This window comes from Brevibacterium sp. NPDC049920 (assembly GCF_040656435.1).
GTDB lineage: Bacteria > Actinomycetota > Actinomycetes > Actinomycetales > Brevibacteriaceae > Brevibacterium > Brevibacterium pityocampae.
In genome coordinates, this window is record NZ_JBFAMF010000011.1 from 1 (window position 1) to 16244 (window position 16244).

The window sequence follows — 16244 nt, forward strand, 5'->3', positions numbered from 1 at the left end:
AACGATCACCACGGCGCCGCTGAAGACCTCGTCCAGGCGGCCTGAGCAGAGAAGGAAAACTCGTAGGGACTGTCCACATTCCTTGACACAGCCCAAACGACCCGCACTGGCCGATGTGCGGCATCCCCGACCGGCTCTACGTCGACCACGGCACCGACTTCACCAGCGACCATCTCTCCCAGACCGCCAAGGATCTGCACTTCGAAATCATCTACTCCGCAGTGGCCAGGCCGCAGGGGCGCGGCAAAATCGAGCGGATCTTCGGCACCATCAACATCGAACTCCTGGCCACCCTTCCGGGCCATCTCGCCGAGGGCCACCGCCACCCCGACCCCGTGCTGACACTGCCGGACCTCGACGACGCCATCGGGGCGTTCATCGCCGATGACTATCACCAGCGCGAGCACCCAGAGACCACAGCATCTCCGCACCAAGCGTGGCTCGGCGACGGATGGCTGCCCCGCCTGCCCGAAACTGTCGATCACCTCAACCTGCTGCTGCTGACCGTAGCCAAACCTCGCATCGTCCACCGCGACGGCGTCCACTTCCAAGGCCTGCGCTATATGTCTCCACTGCTGGCCGCCTACGTCAAAGAGCCGGTCATCATCCGTTACGATCCCCGCGACATCTCAGAAATCCGCGTCTTCCACAAAGACCAATACATCTGCAAAGCCGTCGACCCCGACCACGTCGCCGCCACCGTCAGCCTCAAAGACGTCCAGGCAGCACGCGCCGCCCGACGCCGCGAGCTGCGCGGCCAGATCAACGAACGCCTCGCCGCCGTCACCCGACACCAACCGGTGCCTCCACCCACGCCGCAACCGACTCCCGTCGAACGTCCGAGCAACAAGAAGCCGAAACTGCGGACCTACCTTGAGGATGACTGATGCCCCAGCAACGATTCGTCGCCACCAAAGAACACCGCAGGTTCGCCGAATTCGCCGATGCCGTGCGCCGGCAACACACCATCGGCATCTGCTACGGGCAGGCAGGAATCGGCAAAACCCTGTCGGCCAGGCGATATGCCAACTGGCACAAGGCCGAGAAACTCCTGGAACAATGGGGGCCCCGCGATGACTCGGACCACCAGGTCTACGCCGCCTTAGCCCAAAGGCGAACCGTGTTCTACACCCCGCAGGTCCTCGCCAGCCCTCGCCAGTTCATGCAAGACCTCACCCACATCACCTCTCGCGTGGCGATCTGCATCGACCAACACCTGAACAAGAACGGCACGCGACAAGGACCGGTTATGCACTGGGACAAGCACGTCGAACTCATCATGATTGACGAGTCCGAACGACTTCGCCCTGCCGCTCTGGAGTACCTACGCGACAGCTATGACCGCACCAACACCGCGCTCATCCTGATCGGAATGCCAGGAATCGAGAAGCAATTCAGCCGCTACGCACAGCTCTACAGCCGCGTCGGCTTCGCCCACGAGTACCGGCCCCTCGCCGAAGACGAACTCCGCTTCGTCCTCGAACGCCGCTGGCGCAAACTCGGCCAAACCCTCGACCCCGACGACTTCACCGACGCCCAAGCCCTCGCGGCGGTCGCTCGCATCACCCGCGGCAACTTCCGCCTCGTCGACCGACTCTTCACCCAGATGGAACGCATCATGAAGATCAACGATCTCAACACCATCACCGACGACGTCGTCGAAGCCGCCCGCTCCACGCTCGTCATCGGCATCACCTGAAGCCGCCACCTCCAGCTGCAGAAAGCCGCCAACTCGAGCTAACAGTCACAATCATGGGAAACTTCCCGCCGGTGCCGGAGATCCCACAGGTTGTGGTCCAGCGGGTGCCGCAGCCCAAGATGTAGTGACATGTGCCGGAACGCCGGGGAACGCCTGTTCGAATAGCGAGACGCGGGCCGGTCCATCTAGCACTCGCGGGGTTGACTTATGGGTAATGACACGCGTGTAATTTCGGTAGGGGAAAACCGGGAACGGAGCGGCGGCAGCGCCGTCCGGACCCGAACGCAGAGCAGGGGGAAATCGTGTCAGAAGCGCGACATCACGCAGAGGAATGGCGGGCGCCGCACTATCCGTCGGTGACCGAGCGCACCGCGGAGGACTGGTTCGTCGACCCGACCCGCCCGGCGCCCGGCTTCGTCCCGGACCCGCTCTCGCTCGACCCCACGGATCTCTCGCCGATCCCGACCCGGTCCGAGGCCGAGGCCGCCGTGTCCCCGCTCTCGCTGCTGTTCGGCGGACTCGAGGACGGCGTGCTGTCCTGGCAGGACCAGGCCCTGTGCGCGCAGACGGACCCGGAGGCGTTCTTCCCGGAGAAGGGCGGCTCCACGCGTGAGGCGAAGAAGGTGTGCGCCTCCTGCGAGGTGCGCACGCAGTGCCTGGAGTACGCGCTCGAGAACGACGAGCGCTTCGGGATCTGGGGCGGACTGTCGGAAAGGGAGCGCCGCCGGCTGAAGAAGCAGGTGGTGTGAGCTTTGCGGTGACCGTCGTCGTCGACCTCGACGACGGGCCGATCGCACCCGACAGGCTCGCCGCGCTGCGCCGGGACCACGCCGATGTCACCGGCTTCCTCGCGCTGTCCTCCGGCCCGGCGCGCGCCGGCGTCCACACCCACGCCGAGGCCGCCTCCGCGCCCGTCCTCGAGCGCTCGCAGTACGTCTGGTTCCTCACCCCCGGCGCGGAGCCGGATCCCGACGCGCTCTCGCTCCTCATCGAGGCGCTCAACACCGCCGAGACCCTCGGTGCCGTCGGACCCGTCGTCACGACGGCCGGTCCGACAGCCCCGCTGCTCGTGTCCGCCGGGGTCACCACGACCCCCGACGGCCTGCGCGTCAACCCGGTGACCCCGGGCGAGACCGACGCCGGTCAGTACGACCGCCGGCAGGACGTGCTCGCCGTCGACGTCCCGGGGATGCTCGTCCCCGCCGCGCTCGTGCGCGCCATCGGCGTGCCGTCCCCCGCGCTCGACCCGGCGTACCGCGGCATCGAGTACTGCCGCCGGATCCGGGCCGCCGGGTACCGCATCGAGCTCGCGCCCGGTGCGGTCGTCGCCGTGCCCGAGGCCGGGCCGTACCGCTCCTCGGCCCGCCCCCTGCCGAGCCCGCGCGCCCTGCGCGAGGAGCACCGGTACCGGCTCGCGCTCACCCCGCGGTCCCGGACCACCTGGACGATGGTCCGGCTCGGAGCCGCCGCGCTCCTCGCCGCCCTCGGCTGCCTGCTGGCCAACGACCCGCGCCGCGCGGCCTGGAACCTCCGCGCCCTCCTCGCGCTCCCGGCCGACGCCCGTGCCACCGCCCGGGTCCGGCGCACCCGCTCCGGCCGCGATCCCGCATCCGTCCTCTTCGCGAGCCGGCACGCCCTCGAGATCGCCCGGCGCGAGCTGCGCGACGACGGGGAGCCGGCCGCGGAGAACGAGCGCGACGCCGGTCCGCTCGACACCGCCGGCGAGGTCGCGCGCTATTCGACGATCGAGGTCGCCGGCCGCCGCAGCCTCCTCCTCCACCCGCTCACCGCGGTCCTCGTCGCCACCGGGATCGCCTCCGGCCTCATGCTCCACTCGCTCGCCGGGCCCGGTGCGCTCACCGGCGGCGCGCTCCCGCGCCTCGACGTCCCCGCCGGCGCCGTCCTCGACCGGATCCTCACCCCGGTCGACCGCCAGGGGCTCGGCTCCGCGCTGCCCGCCGACCCGCTGCTCACCGTCCTGCTCATCGCCGCGCTGCCGTTCCTCGGCGACCTCGACCTGCTCGTGCGCGTGCTGTGGTTCGCCGCGCTGCCGGGCGCGGCCCTCATCATGTACCTGTGCGCCGCGCGTCTCGCACCGCCGGCCGGCATCCGCGGGCTGCTCGCACTCGTCTGGGCCTGCTCCCCGGCGCTCCTCCTCGCCCTGCTCGAGGGCCGCCTCGGCACCGTCGTGGCCTGGCTGCTCGCGCCGGTCGCCTGCTGGGCGCTCGAACGGGCCGTGCGCCTGCGCCGCGCCACCGCGGCCGCCGGGGCCGGACTCGCGCTCGCCGTCGTGCTCGCCGGTGCCCCGTTCCTCGTCCTGCCGGTGACCGCGGCGCTCCTCGTCCTCCTCGTCGTGCTGCGTCGCCCCGGCCTCGTCTGGACCCTGCTGCCGACCCTCGGCCTGTTCGCCCCCTGGCTCGTCTCCGCCGTGCGCCACCTCGATGTGTTCCTCACCAACCCCGGTGCACCCTTCGACTTCGCCACCCCGGCGAGCTACGAGCTCGGTCTCGGCTATGCCGCCCGGCCCGGGTCCGCGCTCCTCGACCAGTGGCTGCCCGACGGCGCCACCCCGTGGATCCTGCTCGCCCTCATGCTCCCGCTCCTGCTCGCCGGGGCGCTCGCGCTCACCCGGGTGAAGAACTCGCTGGGCCTGCTGCTCGCCTCCACCGTGCTCTACTGCGCCGGGCTCGCCGGCGGGATCGTCCAGTCCGCGCTCGAGGCCGGGCTCACCGCCGACCGGCTCATCGCCTCCTACCCGGGCGACTCGCTGCTCCTCATGGGGCTCGGCGCGGTCGGGCTCATTGCCTGCGCCCTGTGGCCGGCGGACTTCGACCGCGCCTCCCGGCTGCGCTCGGTGAGCCTGCGCATCCTCGTCCCGGGCGCCGCCCTGCTCGTGCTCGGCGTATTCACCGCCCAGTCACTGCTCGGCGGGCTCGCGCTCACCCGCACCCCGGACTCCCCGCTGCCGGCGTTCGCCACCGAGCGCGCCACCGGCCCGCTCGGCCAGCGCACCCTCGTCCTCGACACCCGCGACGGCCAGCTCTACGGCGAGCTCGCCGGGCCGGGCACCGGGACCGTGCTCACCACTGCGACCCTCCACCAGGCGCAGCGGATCGGCGGGGGGCCGTTCGATCGCCGCCCGGAGCCCCTCGACGCCGCCGACACCGCGCTCGCCACCGCGATCGGCGGCCTCACCGCCGGCGACGGCTCCGATGTGCGCCCGGCGCTGCAGGAGCTCGCCGTGGGCTTCGTCGTCGTCCGCGACACCGCCGAGGACTCGCTGAGCCGGGACGTGTCGGTGTCGACCGGGCTGACCCGGCTCGGCGACTCGGCGCAGGGCCGCCTGTGGCAGGTCGAGACCGACGGCGCGCCGATCTCCGCCGTCTCCCTCGTCCACCCCGACGGGATCGTCGAACCCGTCGAGGTCCACGACGGGGCGTTCACGATCCCCGCCGGCGAGGACGGACGCACCCTCGTCGTGTCCGAGCGCGCAGGACTCACCTCGGTGCGCCTGGGCGGCGCGCCGCTGCCCGCGGCCGAGGCCGGGTGGCGCACCGCCCACGCCGTCCCCGCCGCCGGCGGCAGCGGCACCCTCGAGGACCGCCGGGCCGGTCACACCGTGCTCGCCGTCACCGGCCTCGTCGTGCTCGGACTCGCCGTCATCACCGCGCTGCCCTTCGGCCGGTCGGACGCACCGCTGCGCACCGGGGGCAGCCGTGCCGTCCCGGTCCGCCGCACCGCACCGCCGAGGAGGGCCGAAGCATGATCAGCGAGCGCAACCTGCGGTCCCTCGTGACCTTCGCCGGGATCGCGGTGCCCGGCGTGCTCATCGCCGCCACCGGCTTCCTCACCCCGCTCGCGGGAGGCTCCGTGCAGCGCGGCCCGGAGCAGATCCGGCTGCCCGCCTCGGACACCGTGTCCGTGTGCCCCGGGCCCTGGCAGACGGCGGAGGAGGCCGCCGGCACCGACGCGGAGTTCTCCACCGATCCCGCCCCGCCGGCGACGGTGCAGTCGGCGACCGTCCTCACCTCCGCCCCCGACGGCACCGCGCAGGCCGCCGGTCTGCGCTCGGAATCCCTCGACGGGGCGGAGAACTTCACCGTCGGCACCTCCCGCGGCTTCGTCACCGGCGACGACCTCGTCGACGCGCCCACCCGCATCACCGGGCTCGCCGCGGAGGAGCACCCCGCCCTGGTGTCCGCCGCGCAGACCGTCGCCGCCGACTCCGGGGACTTCGCCGGGCTCGCCGCGCTCAGCTGCACCCGGCCGGCCACCCGCGCGGTGCTCACCGCCGGCGGCACCGCCGCCGGCGCCGATTCCCGGCTCCTCATCGGCAACCCCTCGGCCTCGCCGATCACCGTGGAGATCGCGCTGCGCGGTGCGCACGGCCGCGTCCCCGCCGCCGGGGAGGACGCGCTGAGCCTGGCGCCGGGCGAGCAGCGTGCCGTCCAGCTCGGCGCGCTCGCCCCGGACGAGGAGGTGCTCGGGATCGAGCTGCGCGCCGCCGGCGGACTCATGACCGCCGCACTCCAGCAGATCGAGCGCGACGGTCTGACCGCGCTCGGCATCGAGTACGGGGTCCCGACCGCTCCGGCCGGCTCCACCGCCGAGGTCCCCCTCGCCGCGGCCGGCTCCGCCGCGGTGCGGATCGTCAACCCCGGTGACACCGCGGCGAGCGCGCGCATCGAGTACCTCGGCGCCGACGGCCCGGTGGAGATCGAGGTGGGCTCCGCCGCGATCCCGGCCCACGGCACCGTGGAGGTCGCGCTCGGCGAGGTCCCGGCCGGGGTCGTGCGGATCAGCGCCGACGCCCCCGTCCACGCCGGGGCCCGCCTCACCGCCGACGGCGACTTCGCCGAGGTGCCCGCGACGGCTCCGCTGCGCGCCGGCCAGCTCCTCCTGCTGCCGCGCGGGCCGGCGGCGGAGGTCGTGCTCGGCAGCGCCGACGGAGAGGTGGTGCTCACCGGGGTGCGCGAGGACGGGACGAGCACGGAGCCGCACGCCGTCGATCTGTCCCCGGACCGGGCGAGCACGGTGACGCCGAGCGCGCTGTTCGGGGAGGCCGTCACCGGGCTGCGCTTCGACACCCCCGACGGGGTGCGCGTCCATGCCGCGGCGATGGCGGTGAGCGAGGCCGGGATCAGCGGGCTCGTCGTGCCCGCGCCGCCCACCGGGATTGGCTACCGCGACATCCGCCTCGGGCACTGAGCCTGCGCCGGGGTGCGCCGGGCGCGGGACGGCAGGCGCGGCGGGCGGGGGTCAGCCGCGCGCCTCGGGCCACAGCTCGGCGGCATCGCGGCCGCACAGCAGCCCGGCCTGCTCGCCGATGATCCGGCCGAGCAGGTCGACGAGCTCCTCGCGGTCCGCGCAGCGCGAGGCGATCGGCAGCCGGTGGACGACGATCGTCGCCGGCCGGCCCGGGGTGGCCGGGAACACGCGTCCGAGCTCGACGGCACCGGTGGGCGGGGGCACCCGGTCGACGGCGAGCACGACCCCGTCGAGCTCGCCGTCCGCGCGGGAGCGGATCCGGTCCATGATGCGCGCGGCGAGGCGGTCGAAGCGCGCGGCGCGCGAGCGCGCGCTCGGCACCGGGGCGGAGAAGATCTCCCCGCGCAGGCCGCGGCCGTGCCGGTCGCGAGCGTGCCGGTCGCGGGCGTGGGAGCGGGACATGGGGCCGATTGTATTAGACTCTCGTGGTGTGCCCGGAGTGAGACTGTGTTCCAAGACGAACTGCGCGAACAGCGCCGCGTGGACCCTGACGTACGTCCACGCCGACGCCTGCGTGGTCATCGGTCCGCTCGCGATGCGCGCCGAGCCCGGCGCCCACGACCTCTGCTCCCGCCACGCCGAGCGCCTCATCGCCCCGCAAGGCTGGCAGCTCATCCGGCTCGGGGCCGGCGAGGAGCAGCCCGAACGCAGCCGCGACGACCTGCTCGCGATCGCCGACGCCGTGCGCGAGGCCGCTCGGCCCAAGCCCGCGCCGGCCGCCGGGCCCGCCCCCGTCGCGCGGAGCCACGGCCACCTGCGCGTGGTCGGGGACCCCGAGGAATGACGGACCGCTCCTCCCGGCTGTCCCGCGCGCTCAAGGCCTACGACCTGCGCGGCCGGGTCGGCGACGACCTCGACGACGACCTGCTGTTCGCGCTCGGCTGGGGCACGGTGCGCACGATGCGCGCCCGCCACGGCACCGCCGGGGTCGTCATCGGCGCGGACATGCGCCCGGACTCCCTGGGATTCGCCCGCGCGCTCGCCCGCGGGGTCGCCGCCGCCGGGGGTGCACCCACCCTGCTCGGCCTGTGCTCGACCGACCAGCTGTACTTCGCCTCCGGGCGCTCCGGCCTGCCCGGCCTCATGGTCACCGCGAGCCACAACCCGAGCGGCTGGAACGGCATCAAGGTGTGCGGCCCGCACGCGGCGGGGATCTCCCGCGCCGGCGGCCTCGACGCGATCGCCGACTCCGCCCTCGACGCCCCGCCGGACCCCGCCGCCGGCGACCCGGCGGCGGCCGCGGAACCCCGGCCGGACCCGGACGCGGCCCGGGAGCTCGCCGTCGGGTATGCGGAGACGATCCGCGCGCAGACCGGCATCACGGGCCTTCGCCGGCCGCTCACCGTGATCGCCGACTGCGGCAACGGGATGGCCGGCAAGCTCCTGCCCGAGGTGTTCGGCACCGCCGCGCTCGCCGCCCCGGCGCCCCTGGACGTGCGCGGGATGTACACCGAGCTCGACGGCACGTTCCCCAACCACCCGGCGAACCCGCTCGACCCCGCGAACCTCGTCGACGTGCAGGCCGCCGTCGTCGACTCCGGCGCCGACCTCGGGCTCGCCTTCGACGGCGACGCCGACCGCTGCTTCGTCATCGACGAGACCGGGCGGGCGACCTCGGCCTCGGCGATCGGCGCGCTCGTCGCCCGCCGCGAGATCGCCCGCGCCCGCGCCGCCGGGGAGGACACCCCGGTCGTGCTCCACAACCTCATCACCTCGCGCGCGGTGCCGGAGACGATCCGCGCGGCCGGCGGCCGGCCGGTGCGCACCCCGGTGGGCCACTCCGGGATCAAGCAGCTCATGGCCGAGCACCGGGCGGTGTTCGCCTGCGAGCACTCCGCGCACTTCTACTTCCGCGACTTCTCCGGCGCCGACAGCGGCATGCTCGCCGCCTGCCACGTCATCGCCGCGCTCGCGGAGACCGGCGGGACGCTCAGCGCGCTGCTCGCCGATCTCGACCCCTACGCCGGCTCTGGGGAGATCAACTCCACCGTGGCGGACCCGGCCGCCGCGCTCGCCCGGTTCCGCGACGCCGCCCGGGCCGGGACGTTCGGCGCGGGCACGGTCGACGAGCTCGACGGGGTGACGCTCACCGGGGCGGACTTCTGGGCCAATGTGCGCCCGTCGAACACCGAGCCGCTCGTCCGGTTCAACTGCGAGACCCCGGACGCCGCGCGCACCGCCGCCCTCACCGCGGACGTGCTCGCACTCGTCCGCGCCGACGATCGACCCTAGACTGGACGCACACCCGACGGACAGTAAGGACTCACGTGCTCGAACACCGCATTGCCGACATCACCCTCGCCGAGGCCGGCCGCCACCAGATCCGCCTGGCCGAACGCGAGATGCCCGGACTCATGAGCCTGCGCGAGGAGTACGGGGACTCCCAGCCGCTGCGCGGCGCCCGGATCGCCGGCTCGCTCCACATGACCGTGCAGACCGCCGTGCTCATCGAGACGCTCACCGCGCTCGGCGCCGACGTCCGCTGGGCGTCGTGCAACATCTTCTCCACGCAGGACGAGGCGGCCGCCGCGGTCGTCGTCGGCGCGGGCACCGTCGAGGAGCCCGCCGGCGTCCCCGTGTTCGCCTGGAAGGGCGAGACGCTCGAGGAGTACTGGTGGTGCACCGACCAGATCTTCCGCTTCCCCGAGGGCGCGAACCTCATCCTCGACGACGGCGGCGACGCCACCATGCTCGTCATGGAGGGCGCGGACGCCGAGGCGGCCGGCGGCGTGCCGGAGCCCGGCGAGAACGCCTCGGCGGAGGCCCGCGTGTTCGCCGCCCGCCTGCGCGAGTCGCTGGCCGAGGACGCCGGGCGCCTGACCCGGATCCGCGACGGGCTGCTCGGCGTGAGCGAGGAGACGACCACCGGCGTCAACCGGCTCTACCGCCTCGCGGAGGCCGGCCGCCTGCCGTTCCCGGCGATCAACGTCAACGACTCGGTGACGAAGTCGAAGTTCGACAACCGCTACGGCATCCGCCACTCCCTGCCCGACGGCCTCAACCGCGCTACCGATGCGCTCATCGGGGGCAAGGTCGCGCTCGTCATCGGCTACGGCGACGTCGGCAAGGGCAGCGCCGAGGCGCTGCGCGGCCAGGGGGCGCGCGTGCAGATCGTCGAGATCGACCCGATCTGCGCCCTCCAGGCGGCGATGGACGGCTACGAGGTCGTCGACGCGCAGGCCGCGATCGGGCAGGCCGACTTCGTCATCACCACCACCGGCAACACCCGGGTCGTCGACACCGATCTCCTCACCCGCCTCAAGCCCGGCGCGATCGTCGGCAACGTCGGCCACTTCGACGACGAGATCGACCTCGCCGGCCTCGAGAAGCACAGCGGGGTGGAGATCGTCGAGATCAAGCCGCAGGTCCACGAGTGGACGATCCCGGTGCCCGCCGAGCTCGGGCTCGACCGGGAGGAGACCTCGTTCGTCGTGCTCTCGCAGGGCCGGCTGCTCAACCTCGGCAATGCGACGGGCCACCCCTCGTTCGTCATGAGCGCCTCGTTCACCAACCAGGTCATGGCCCAGCTCGAGCTCTTCACGAACCACGACGACTACCGGCCGGGCGTGCACCGGCTGTCGAAGGTGCTCGACGAGAAGGTCGCCCGCCTCCATCTCCCGGCGCTAGGCGCGCACCTCACCGAGCTCACCAAGGAGCAGGCGGAGTACATCGGCGTCGACGTGGCAGGCCCCTACAAGCCCGAGCACTACCGCTACTGATCCCGCCACCCCGCGCGGCACAGCACAGCACAGCGGCACAGCCAAACGGCAAAATCCTGCGGTTCCTGAGAACGGAACCGCAGGATTTCGCTGTCTCGGCCGGTGCGTGCCGCACCGCGGCGGAGGAGCCCGGTCCGGCGGCGCGGTCCCGCCGCGCCGCCGGATCCGATGTCACTCGTAGAGGTTGGGCTTGATCTCCTCGGAGTCGATGGTGTCCTTGTCGTACCAGTAGAAGCCGGTGTCGATGGTCTCCGGCAGGTCCTCGCCGGCGAGCGCCTTGACCGCGGCCTCGACGGTCTCGCGACCGATCCCCACCGGGTTCTGGGTCACGGCGCCGAACTCCGTGCCCTCGCGGATCGCGTCGAGCTGGGCCTTGCTCGAGTCGAAGCCGACGATGGTGACGGAGTCGACGACGTCCTTCTCCTTGACCGCGTTGACGACGCCGACCGCCGAGCCCTCGTTGGTCCCGTAGAGCCCGGCGAGGTCGGGGTTGGCCTCGATCATCGCGTTGGCGATGTCGGTCGACTTGAGCTGGTCGCCGCCGCCGTACTGGGTGTCGACGATCTCGATGTCGGGCTCGTTGGCCTCCATGTACCCGACGAACCCGTCGCGGCGGTCGCGGCCGGAGGACGAGGTCTGGTCGTGGGCGACGATCGCGATCTTGCCCGAGCCGTCGATCGCCTCGGCCATGTGCTTCGCGGCCTCCGCCGCAGCCGCCGTGTTGTCCGTCGCCGCGGTCGTCACCGGGATGTCGGAATCGACGCCGGAGTCGAAGGCGATAACGGGGATGTCGGACGACTGGGCGCGCTCGAGCAGCGGGGCCGCGGCCTGCGAGTCGAGGGCGGCGAGCGCGATCGCGTCCGGGTTCTTGTCGAGGGCGGTGGTGAGTATCTGGATCTGCTGGTCGACGTCGGTCTCCGTCTCCGGGCCCTCGAACGTCACGCGGACGTCGTGCTCGGCGGCGGCCTCCTCCGCGCCCTGCTTGACGGCCTGCCAGAACTGGTGCTGGAACCCCTTGGACACGATGGCGATGTAGGGCTGGTCGCCCTCCCCGCCGCCTGACCCGCCGGACTCGGTGGATTCGCAGCCGGACAGGGCCAGGGTGAGGATCGCCGCGCCGGCGGCGACCGTGCTCCACAGTGAGCGCTTCATGTGAACTCCTTCGTTCGTGGACGGTGGTGCTGATGGGTGGTCTGCGGTGGTGCTGGTGCTGCTGGTGCGAGGGTGCGGGTCCGGTGCGGCGTGCGCACCGGGGGCGGGAGGCCCGCGGGTGAGGCGTCCCAGCTCATGTCGACTCCTGCCGCTTGCGGCGCACCATGTCGACGAACACGGCGATGAGGATGACGACGCCGACGACGACCTTCTGCCACTCCTGCGGGATCGACATGATCTGCAGGCCGTTGGTGAGCAGGGACATGATGAGCGCGCCGATCACCGTGCCGATGATCGAGCCCTTGCCGCCCTGGAGCGAGGTCCCGCCGATGATCACCGCGGCGATCGCCTCGAGCTCGTAGCCCATGCCCTGGCCCGGCTGGGCCGAGGACAGGCGGGAGGCCATGATCACGCCGGCGAGTCCGGTGAAGCAGCCGGCCACCGTGTACACGATGACCTGCCAGCGGCGGACGTTGATGCCCGACAGGGCCGTCGCCTCGGCGTTGGAGCCGATCGAGAAGGTGTAGCGGCCGAACACCGTGCGGGAGAGCAGCACCCACGCGATGATCGCGGCGATGAACATGATGATCACCGCGTTCGGGATGACGAGGCCGGGGATCGATCGGCCCATGGCGACGTTGAAGAAGCCCGGCGTCTCGGTGAAGTAGATCGGCTTGGTGCCGGAGATCACGAGGGCGAGGCCCTGGGCCACCATCATCATCGCGAGGGTGGCGATGAACGGCGGGATGCCGAGGAAGGAGATCACCGAGCCGTTGACGAGCCCGATGAGCGCGCCGAACGTGATGCCGCCGAGCACCCCGACCCACAGCGGCAGCCCCTAGTAGGTGAGGAACACCCCGACCATGACCGAGCACAGGGTCATCCCGGTGCCGATCGACAGGTCGATGCCGCCGGTGATGATGACGAAGGTCGTGCCCAGCGCGAGGATGCCGATGACCGCGGTGGCGAGCAGGATGCCGGAGATGTTCGACACCGAAGCGAAATCGGGGTTGGCGACGGTGAAGAAGATGAAGAGCACGATGAGGCTGACGAAGGCGAGCATCTGCTGCAGCGAGCTGCGGAGCCGGGAGAGCAGTCCGGTGCGCTGCGGCGGGCCGCTCGCGGTCGGGCCCGCGGCCCGGGTCTCAGTGGTCGTGGTGCTCATGGCGAGGACCTCCTCGGTCACGGGTGTCGGTGGGCTGGGGTGCGGAGTGGACGGTGACCTGGGAGTGGGCCGTCGCGAGCTCCATGATCGATTCCTGGCTCGCCTCGGCGGCGTCGAGCGTGCCGGCGAACCGGCCCTCGCTCATCACCGCGACGTGATGGCACAGGCGCAGGACCTCCGGCAGCTCGGAGGAGATCACGATGATCGCCTTCCCCTGCTCGGCGAGCGACTGGAGGAGGGCGTAGATCTCCTCCTTCGCCCCGACGTCGATCCCGCGGGTGGGCTCGTCGAAGATCAGCACCCCGGAGTCGTGGAGCAGCCATTTGCCGATGACGACCTTCTGCTGGTTGCCGCCGGACAGGTTCTTCACCTGCTGGCCGATCGACGGGGTCTTGATCCGCAGCGTGTCGACCGCGGAGAGCGCGGCTGCGCGGATCGCCCCGGTGCGGACGAACCCGGCGGTGCTGAGCTTCGGCAGGCTGCTGAGCGCGATGTTGTCCGCCACGCTGCGGTCGAGGAGCAGGCCCAGGTGCTTGCGGTCCTCGGACAGGTAGCCGATGCCGGCCGCGGCGGCCGCCGCGGGCGAGGCGAGCCGCACCGGGGTGCCGTCGAGCCGGATCGTGCCCGCGGTGTGCGGGTCGGCGCCGATGACGGCGCGCGCCACCTCGGTCCGGCCGGCTCCCATGAGCCCGGCGAAGCCGAGGATCTCACCGCGCCGCACGGAGAAGGAAACGTCGCGCAGCAGCCGCTTCGTCGACAGTCCCTCGACCTCGAGGGCCGGGGGAGCGGCCGCATCGATGTGCGCGGGTGCCAGTTCCTCGGCCGCGGTGATCTCCCGCCCGACCATCATCGCGATCACCGTGCGCAGCTCGGTGTCCGGGGTGTCGACGGTGTCGATGTACTGGCCGTCGCGGAGCACGGTGATGCGGTCGGTGATCCGCTTGAGCTCCTCCATCCGGTTGGAGATGTAGATGACGCCGGTGGTCGGCGACACGAAGCCGCGGATGATGTCGTGGAGGGCCGCGACCTCGGCGTCGTTGAGGGCTGCGGTCGGCTCGTCCATGATGAGGATGTCCGACTGCACGCTCAGCGCCTTGGCGATCTCGACCATCTGCTGCCCGGCGACGGTGAGGTCGCCCACCCGGGTGCGCGGGTCGAGGTCGACGCCGACCCGCTCGAGGAGCGCGGCGGCGCGCCCGTTGAGCGTCGCGTCGGACACGAACATCCCGAGGCTGCGGGGTTCGCGGCCGAGGAAGATGTTCTGCGCGACGCTGAGGTCGGCGGCGAGGTTGAACTCCTGGTGGATGATCGACACGCCGAGCGTCTCCGCGGCCTTGGGGGTGAGGATCTCCACCTGGCGGCCGTTGATCGCGATCCGGCCGGCGTCCGGCGGGTGGATCCCGGAGAGGATCTGCATGAGCGTCGACTTGCCGGCGCCGTTCTCCCCGATGAGTCCGAGCACCTCCCCGCCGTGCAGGGTGAGCTGCACGTCGTCGAGCGCGCGGACCCCGGGGAAGGACTTCGAGATCCCCGGGTGCGGTCATGGCAGCCTCCAGTCGAGCGGCAGGCCGGAGTCCTGTCCGGAGTAGTCGTCGGGCACCGCGAGGAGCTCGTCCATCTGCGCCTGCCAGGCGACGTTCACCGGGTGGTCGGCGAGGGCGGCGCGCATCGCGGCGTAGTCGTCGACCTCGACGAGGTGGAAGAGGTGTGTGCCGTCGCGCCAGATCCGCCAGCCGCGGACCCCGGCGTCGCGCAGTGTGGTGTCGAGCTCGGCGGGGATCTGCGCGTGGATCGTTTGTAGTCGAGCTCGCGGCCGGGCCGGAGCTCGGTGCGGAGGGCGATGGTCTCAGGCATGGACCGCCTCGCTCCTGCCGGCCTCCGCCGCGGGGACGGCGCCCGTCGCCGCACTCCACTCGGCGCCGCCGGGGTAGGCGTAGCGGGCGAGCGATCCGGCGTGCATCTCCATGCCCGCGCCGGGCAGGCGGGGCGCCCGGTAGTGGCCGGCGCGGACGTCGATCGGCTCGATGAAGTGCGCGTGGAGGTGGTCGACGAACTCGATCGAGCGGCGCTCCCGGGTGCCGGAGACCGCGACGAAGTCGAACATCGACAGGTGCTGGACGGCCTCGCACAGGCCGACACCGCCGGCGTGCGGGCACACCCGCACACCGAACTTCGCGGCGAGCAGCAGGATCGCGATGTTCTCGTTGACCCCGCCCACCCGTGTCGCGTCGAGCTGCAGCACCTCCATCGACCCGGCCTGGAGCATCTGCTTGAACATCACCCGGTTGTGGACGTGCTCGCCGGTGGCGACGGGGATCGGGGCGATCCCCCGGGGCGATCGCGGCATGGGCCAGGATGTCTTCGGGGCTCGTCGGCTCCTCGACCCAGGCGATCGAGTCGTCGTCCATCGCAGTGACCCAGTCGATCGCCTCGGCGACGTCCCAGCGCTGGTTCGCGTCGATCGCGATCTCGACGGAGTCCCCGACGGCCCGCCGCGCGAGCGCGAAGCGCCGGCGGTCGTCGTCGAGGTCCGCCCCGACCTTGAGCTTGATCTGGGTGAAGCTGTCCGCGACGGCCTGCTCCGCGAGGGCGACGAGCTTCTCGTCGCTGTAGCCGAGCCAGCCCGGCGTCGTCGTGTACGCCGGGTAGCCGGTGGCTTCGAGCTCGGCGATGCGAGCAGCGCGCCCGGGCTCCGCGGCGCGGAGGATGTCGAGGGCCTCGTCGCGAATGAGCGCGCCGGTGAGGTAGCGGAAGTCGACGATGTCGACGATCTCCTCGGGCGTCACCTCCGCCAGCAGGCGCCACAGCTGCAGGCCGGCGCGCTTGGCGCGCAGGTCCCACAGAGCGTTGAGGACGGCGCCGGCGGCCATGTGCATGACGCCCTCCTCCGGGCCGAGCCAGCGCAGCTGCGAGTCGTGGACGGGAGTCGCCAGGCGCGGCCGAGGTCGGAGAGGAGCTCTTCGGCGTCGAGGCCGACGACGTGGTCGGTCAGCGTTGCGATCGCGGCGGTCATGACCTCGTTGCCGCGACCGATCGTGAAGCTGAAGCCGTGGCCTTGGAGGCCGTCGGCGGCATCGGTGCGCAGCTCGACGTGCGCCGCGGAGTAGTCGGGGTCGGGATTCATCGCATCGGAGCCGTCGAGCATCCGGGACTTAGGGGACCGGTCGTCGTAGACCCGGATGAGTGACACCGGGAGGCCCTCCTTCTTCGTCGAATGGTATGGGCTGGATCGCATGTTCAC

Annotated in this window: 14 protein-coding genes and 1 pseudogene; 8 read left to right on the forward strand and 7 right to left on the reverse strand. The window is 72.1% G+C overall.

From position 1 onward, the window contains the following. The first annotated feature begins 113 nt into the window (after positions 1–113). From AB0I45_RS11340 to AB0I45_RS11360, 5 genes are all read left to right on the forward strand, one after another. Positions 114–887 carry a Mu transposase C-terminal domain-containing protein gene (locus AB0I45_RS11340; protein ID WP_345032546.1) on the forward strand — a complete coding sequence of 258 codons (774 nt, stop codon included), beginning with the start codon at positions 114–116 and terminating at the stop codon, positions 885–887. After that, a complete protein-coding gene (locus AB0I45_RS11345; RefSeq protein WP_345032548.1) occupies positions 887–1699 on the forward strand; it encodes an AAA family ATPase in 813 nt (270 codons plus the stop codon). The genes AB0I45_RS11340 and AB0I45_RS11345 overlap by 1 nt, the downstream gene beginning before the upstream one ends. 356 nt (positions 1700–2055) lie before the next feature. Further along, entirely contained in the window at positions 2056–2448 is a 393-nt protein-coding gene (locus AB0I45_RS11350) for a WhiB family transcriptional regulator (RefSeq protein ID WP_295689568.1), read from the forward strand. Next, the gene (locus AB0I45_RS11355) at positions 2445–5465 is read left to right on the forward strand and encodes a hypothetical protein (protein ID WP_345032550.1); all 3021 of its coding nucleotides are present in this window, start codon (positions 2445–2447) and stop codon (positions 5463–5465) included. Before AB0I45_RS11350 ends, AB0I45_RS11355 begins: the two co-directional genes overlap by 4 nt. After that, positions 5462–6907, forward strand: coding sequence for a DUF5719 family protein (locus AB0I45_RS11360; RefSeq protein WP_345032552.1), 1446 nt, complete (start codon positions 5462–5464; stop codon positions 6905–6907). The genes AB0I45_RS11355 and AB0I45_RS11360 overlap by 4 nt, the downstream gene beginning before the upstream one ends. A gap of 51 nt (positions 6908–6958) precedes the next feature. Here AB0I45_RS11360 and AB0I45_RS11365 read toward each other — a convergent pair whose 3' ends face one another. Next, positions 6959–7369 (reverse strand): metallopeptidase family protein, encoded by a 411-nt coding sequence (locus AB0I45_RS11365; protein WP_265808452.1) that lies wholly within the window; start codon positions 7367–7369, stop codon positions 6959–6961. A 37-nt stretch (positions 7370–7406) separates the two neighbouring features. Here AB0I45_RS11365 and AB0I45_RS11370 point away from each other — a divergent pair, with 37 nt between their 5' ends. Genes AB0I45_RS11370 through ahcY form a run of 3 tightly spaced genes read left to right on the forward strand, consistent with a single transcriptional unit; the run spans position 7407 to position 10686 of the window. Next, positions 7407–7751, forward strand: a complete 345-nt coding sequence (locus tag AB0I45_RS11370; protein ID WP_345032556.1) for a DUF3499 family protein — start codon at positions 7407–7409, stop codon at positions 7749–7751. Then, positions 7748–9199 carry a phosphomannomutase/phosphoglucomutase gene (gene manB / locus AB0I45_RS11375; protein ID WP_265808453.1) on the forward strand — a complete coding sequence of 484 codons (1452 nt, stop codon included), beginning with the start codon at positions 7748–7750 and terminating at the stop codon, positions 9197–9199. Before AB0I45_RS11370 ends, manB begins: the two co-directional genes overlap by 4 nt. Positions 9200–9234: 35 nt before the next feature. Next, a complete protein-coding gene (gene ahcY, locus AB0I45_RS11380; RefSeq protein WP_265808454.1) occupies positions 9235–10686 on the forward strand; it encodes an adenosylhomocysteinase in 1452 nt (483 codons plus the stop codon). A gap of 171 nt (positions 10687–10857) precedes the next feature. On the opposite strand, the gene AB0I45_RS11385 is transcribed toward ahcY, so the two are convergent. The 6 genes and pseudogenes from AB0I45_RS11385 to AB0I45_RS11410 all read right to left on the reverse strand — a co-directional run bounded on the left by AB0I45_RS11385 (position 10858) and on the right by AB0I45_RS11410 (position 16148). Next, a complete protein-coding gene (locus tag AB0I45_RS11385; protein WP_247618903.1) occupies positions 10858–11838 on the reverse strand; it encodes an ABC transporter substrate-binding protein in 981 nt (326 codons plus the stop codon). Positions 11839–11971: 133 nt separating this feature from the next. Continuing rightward, a complete protein-coding gene (locus AB0I45_RS11390; protein ID WP_247618902.1) occupies positions 11972–12655 on the reverse strand; it encodes an ABC transporter permease in 684 nt (227 codons plus the stop codon). A 21-nt stretch (positions 12656–12676) separates the two neighbouring features. Continuing rightward, a complete protein-coding gene (locus tag AB0I45_RS11395) occupies positions 12677–13003 on the reverse strand; it encodes a hypothetical protein (protein ID WP_247618901.1) in 327 nt (108 codons plus the stop codon). Continuing rightward, positions 12984–14492, reverse strand: coding sequence for a sugar ABC transporter ATP-binding protein (locus tag AB0I45_RS11400; RefSeq protein WP_295689559.1), 1509 nt, complete (start codon positions 14490–14492; stop codon positions 12984–12986). Before AB0I45_RS11400 ends, AB0I45_RS11395 begins: the two co-directional genes overlap by 20 nt. Before the next feature lie 51 nt (positions 14493–14543). Further along, entirely contained in the window at positions 14544–14795 is a 252-nt protein-coding gene (locus tag AB0I45_RS11405) for an L-rhamnose mutarotase (RefSeq protein ID WP_345032629.1), read from the reverse strand. Between the two features lie 54 nt (positions 14796–14849). Continuing rightward, positions 14850–16148, reverse strand: a pseudogene (locus AB0I45_RS11410) (enolase C-terminal domain-like protein). Between the last annotated feature and the right edge of the window lie 96 nt (positions 16149–16244).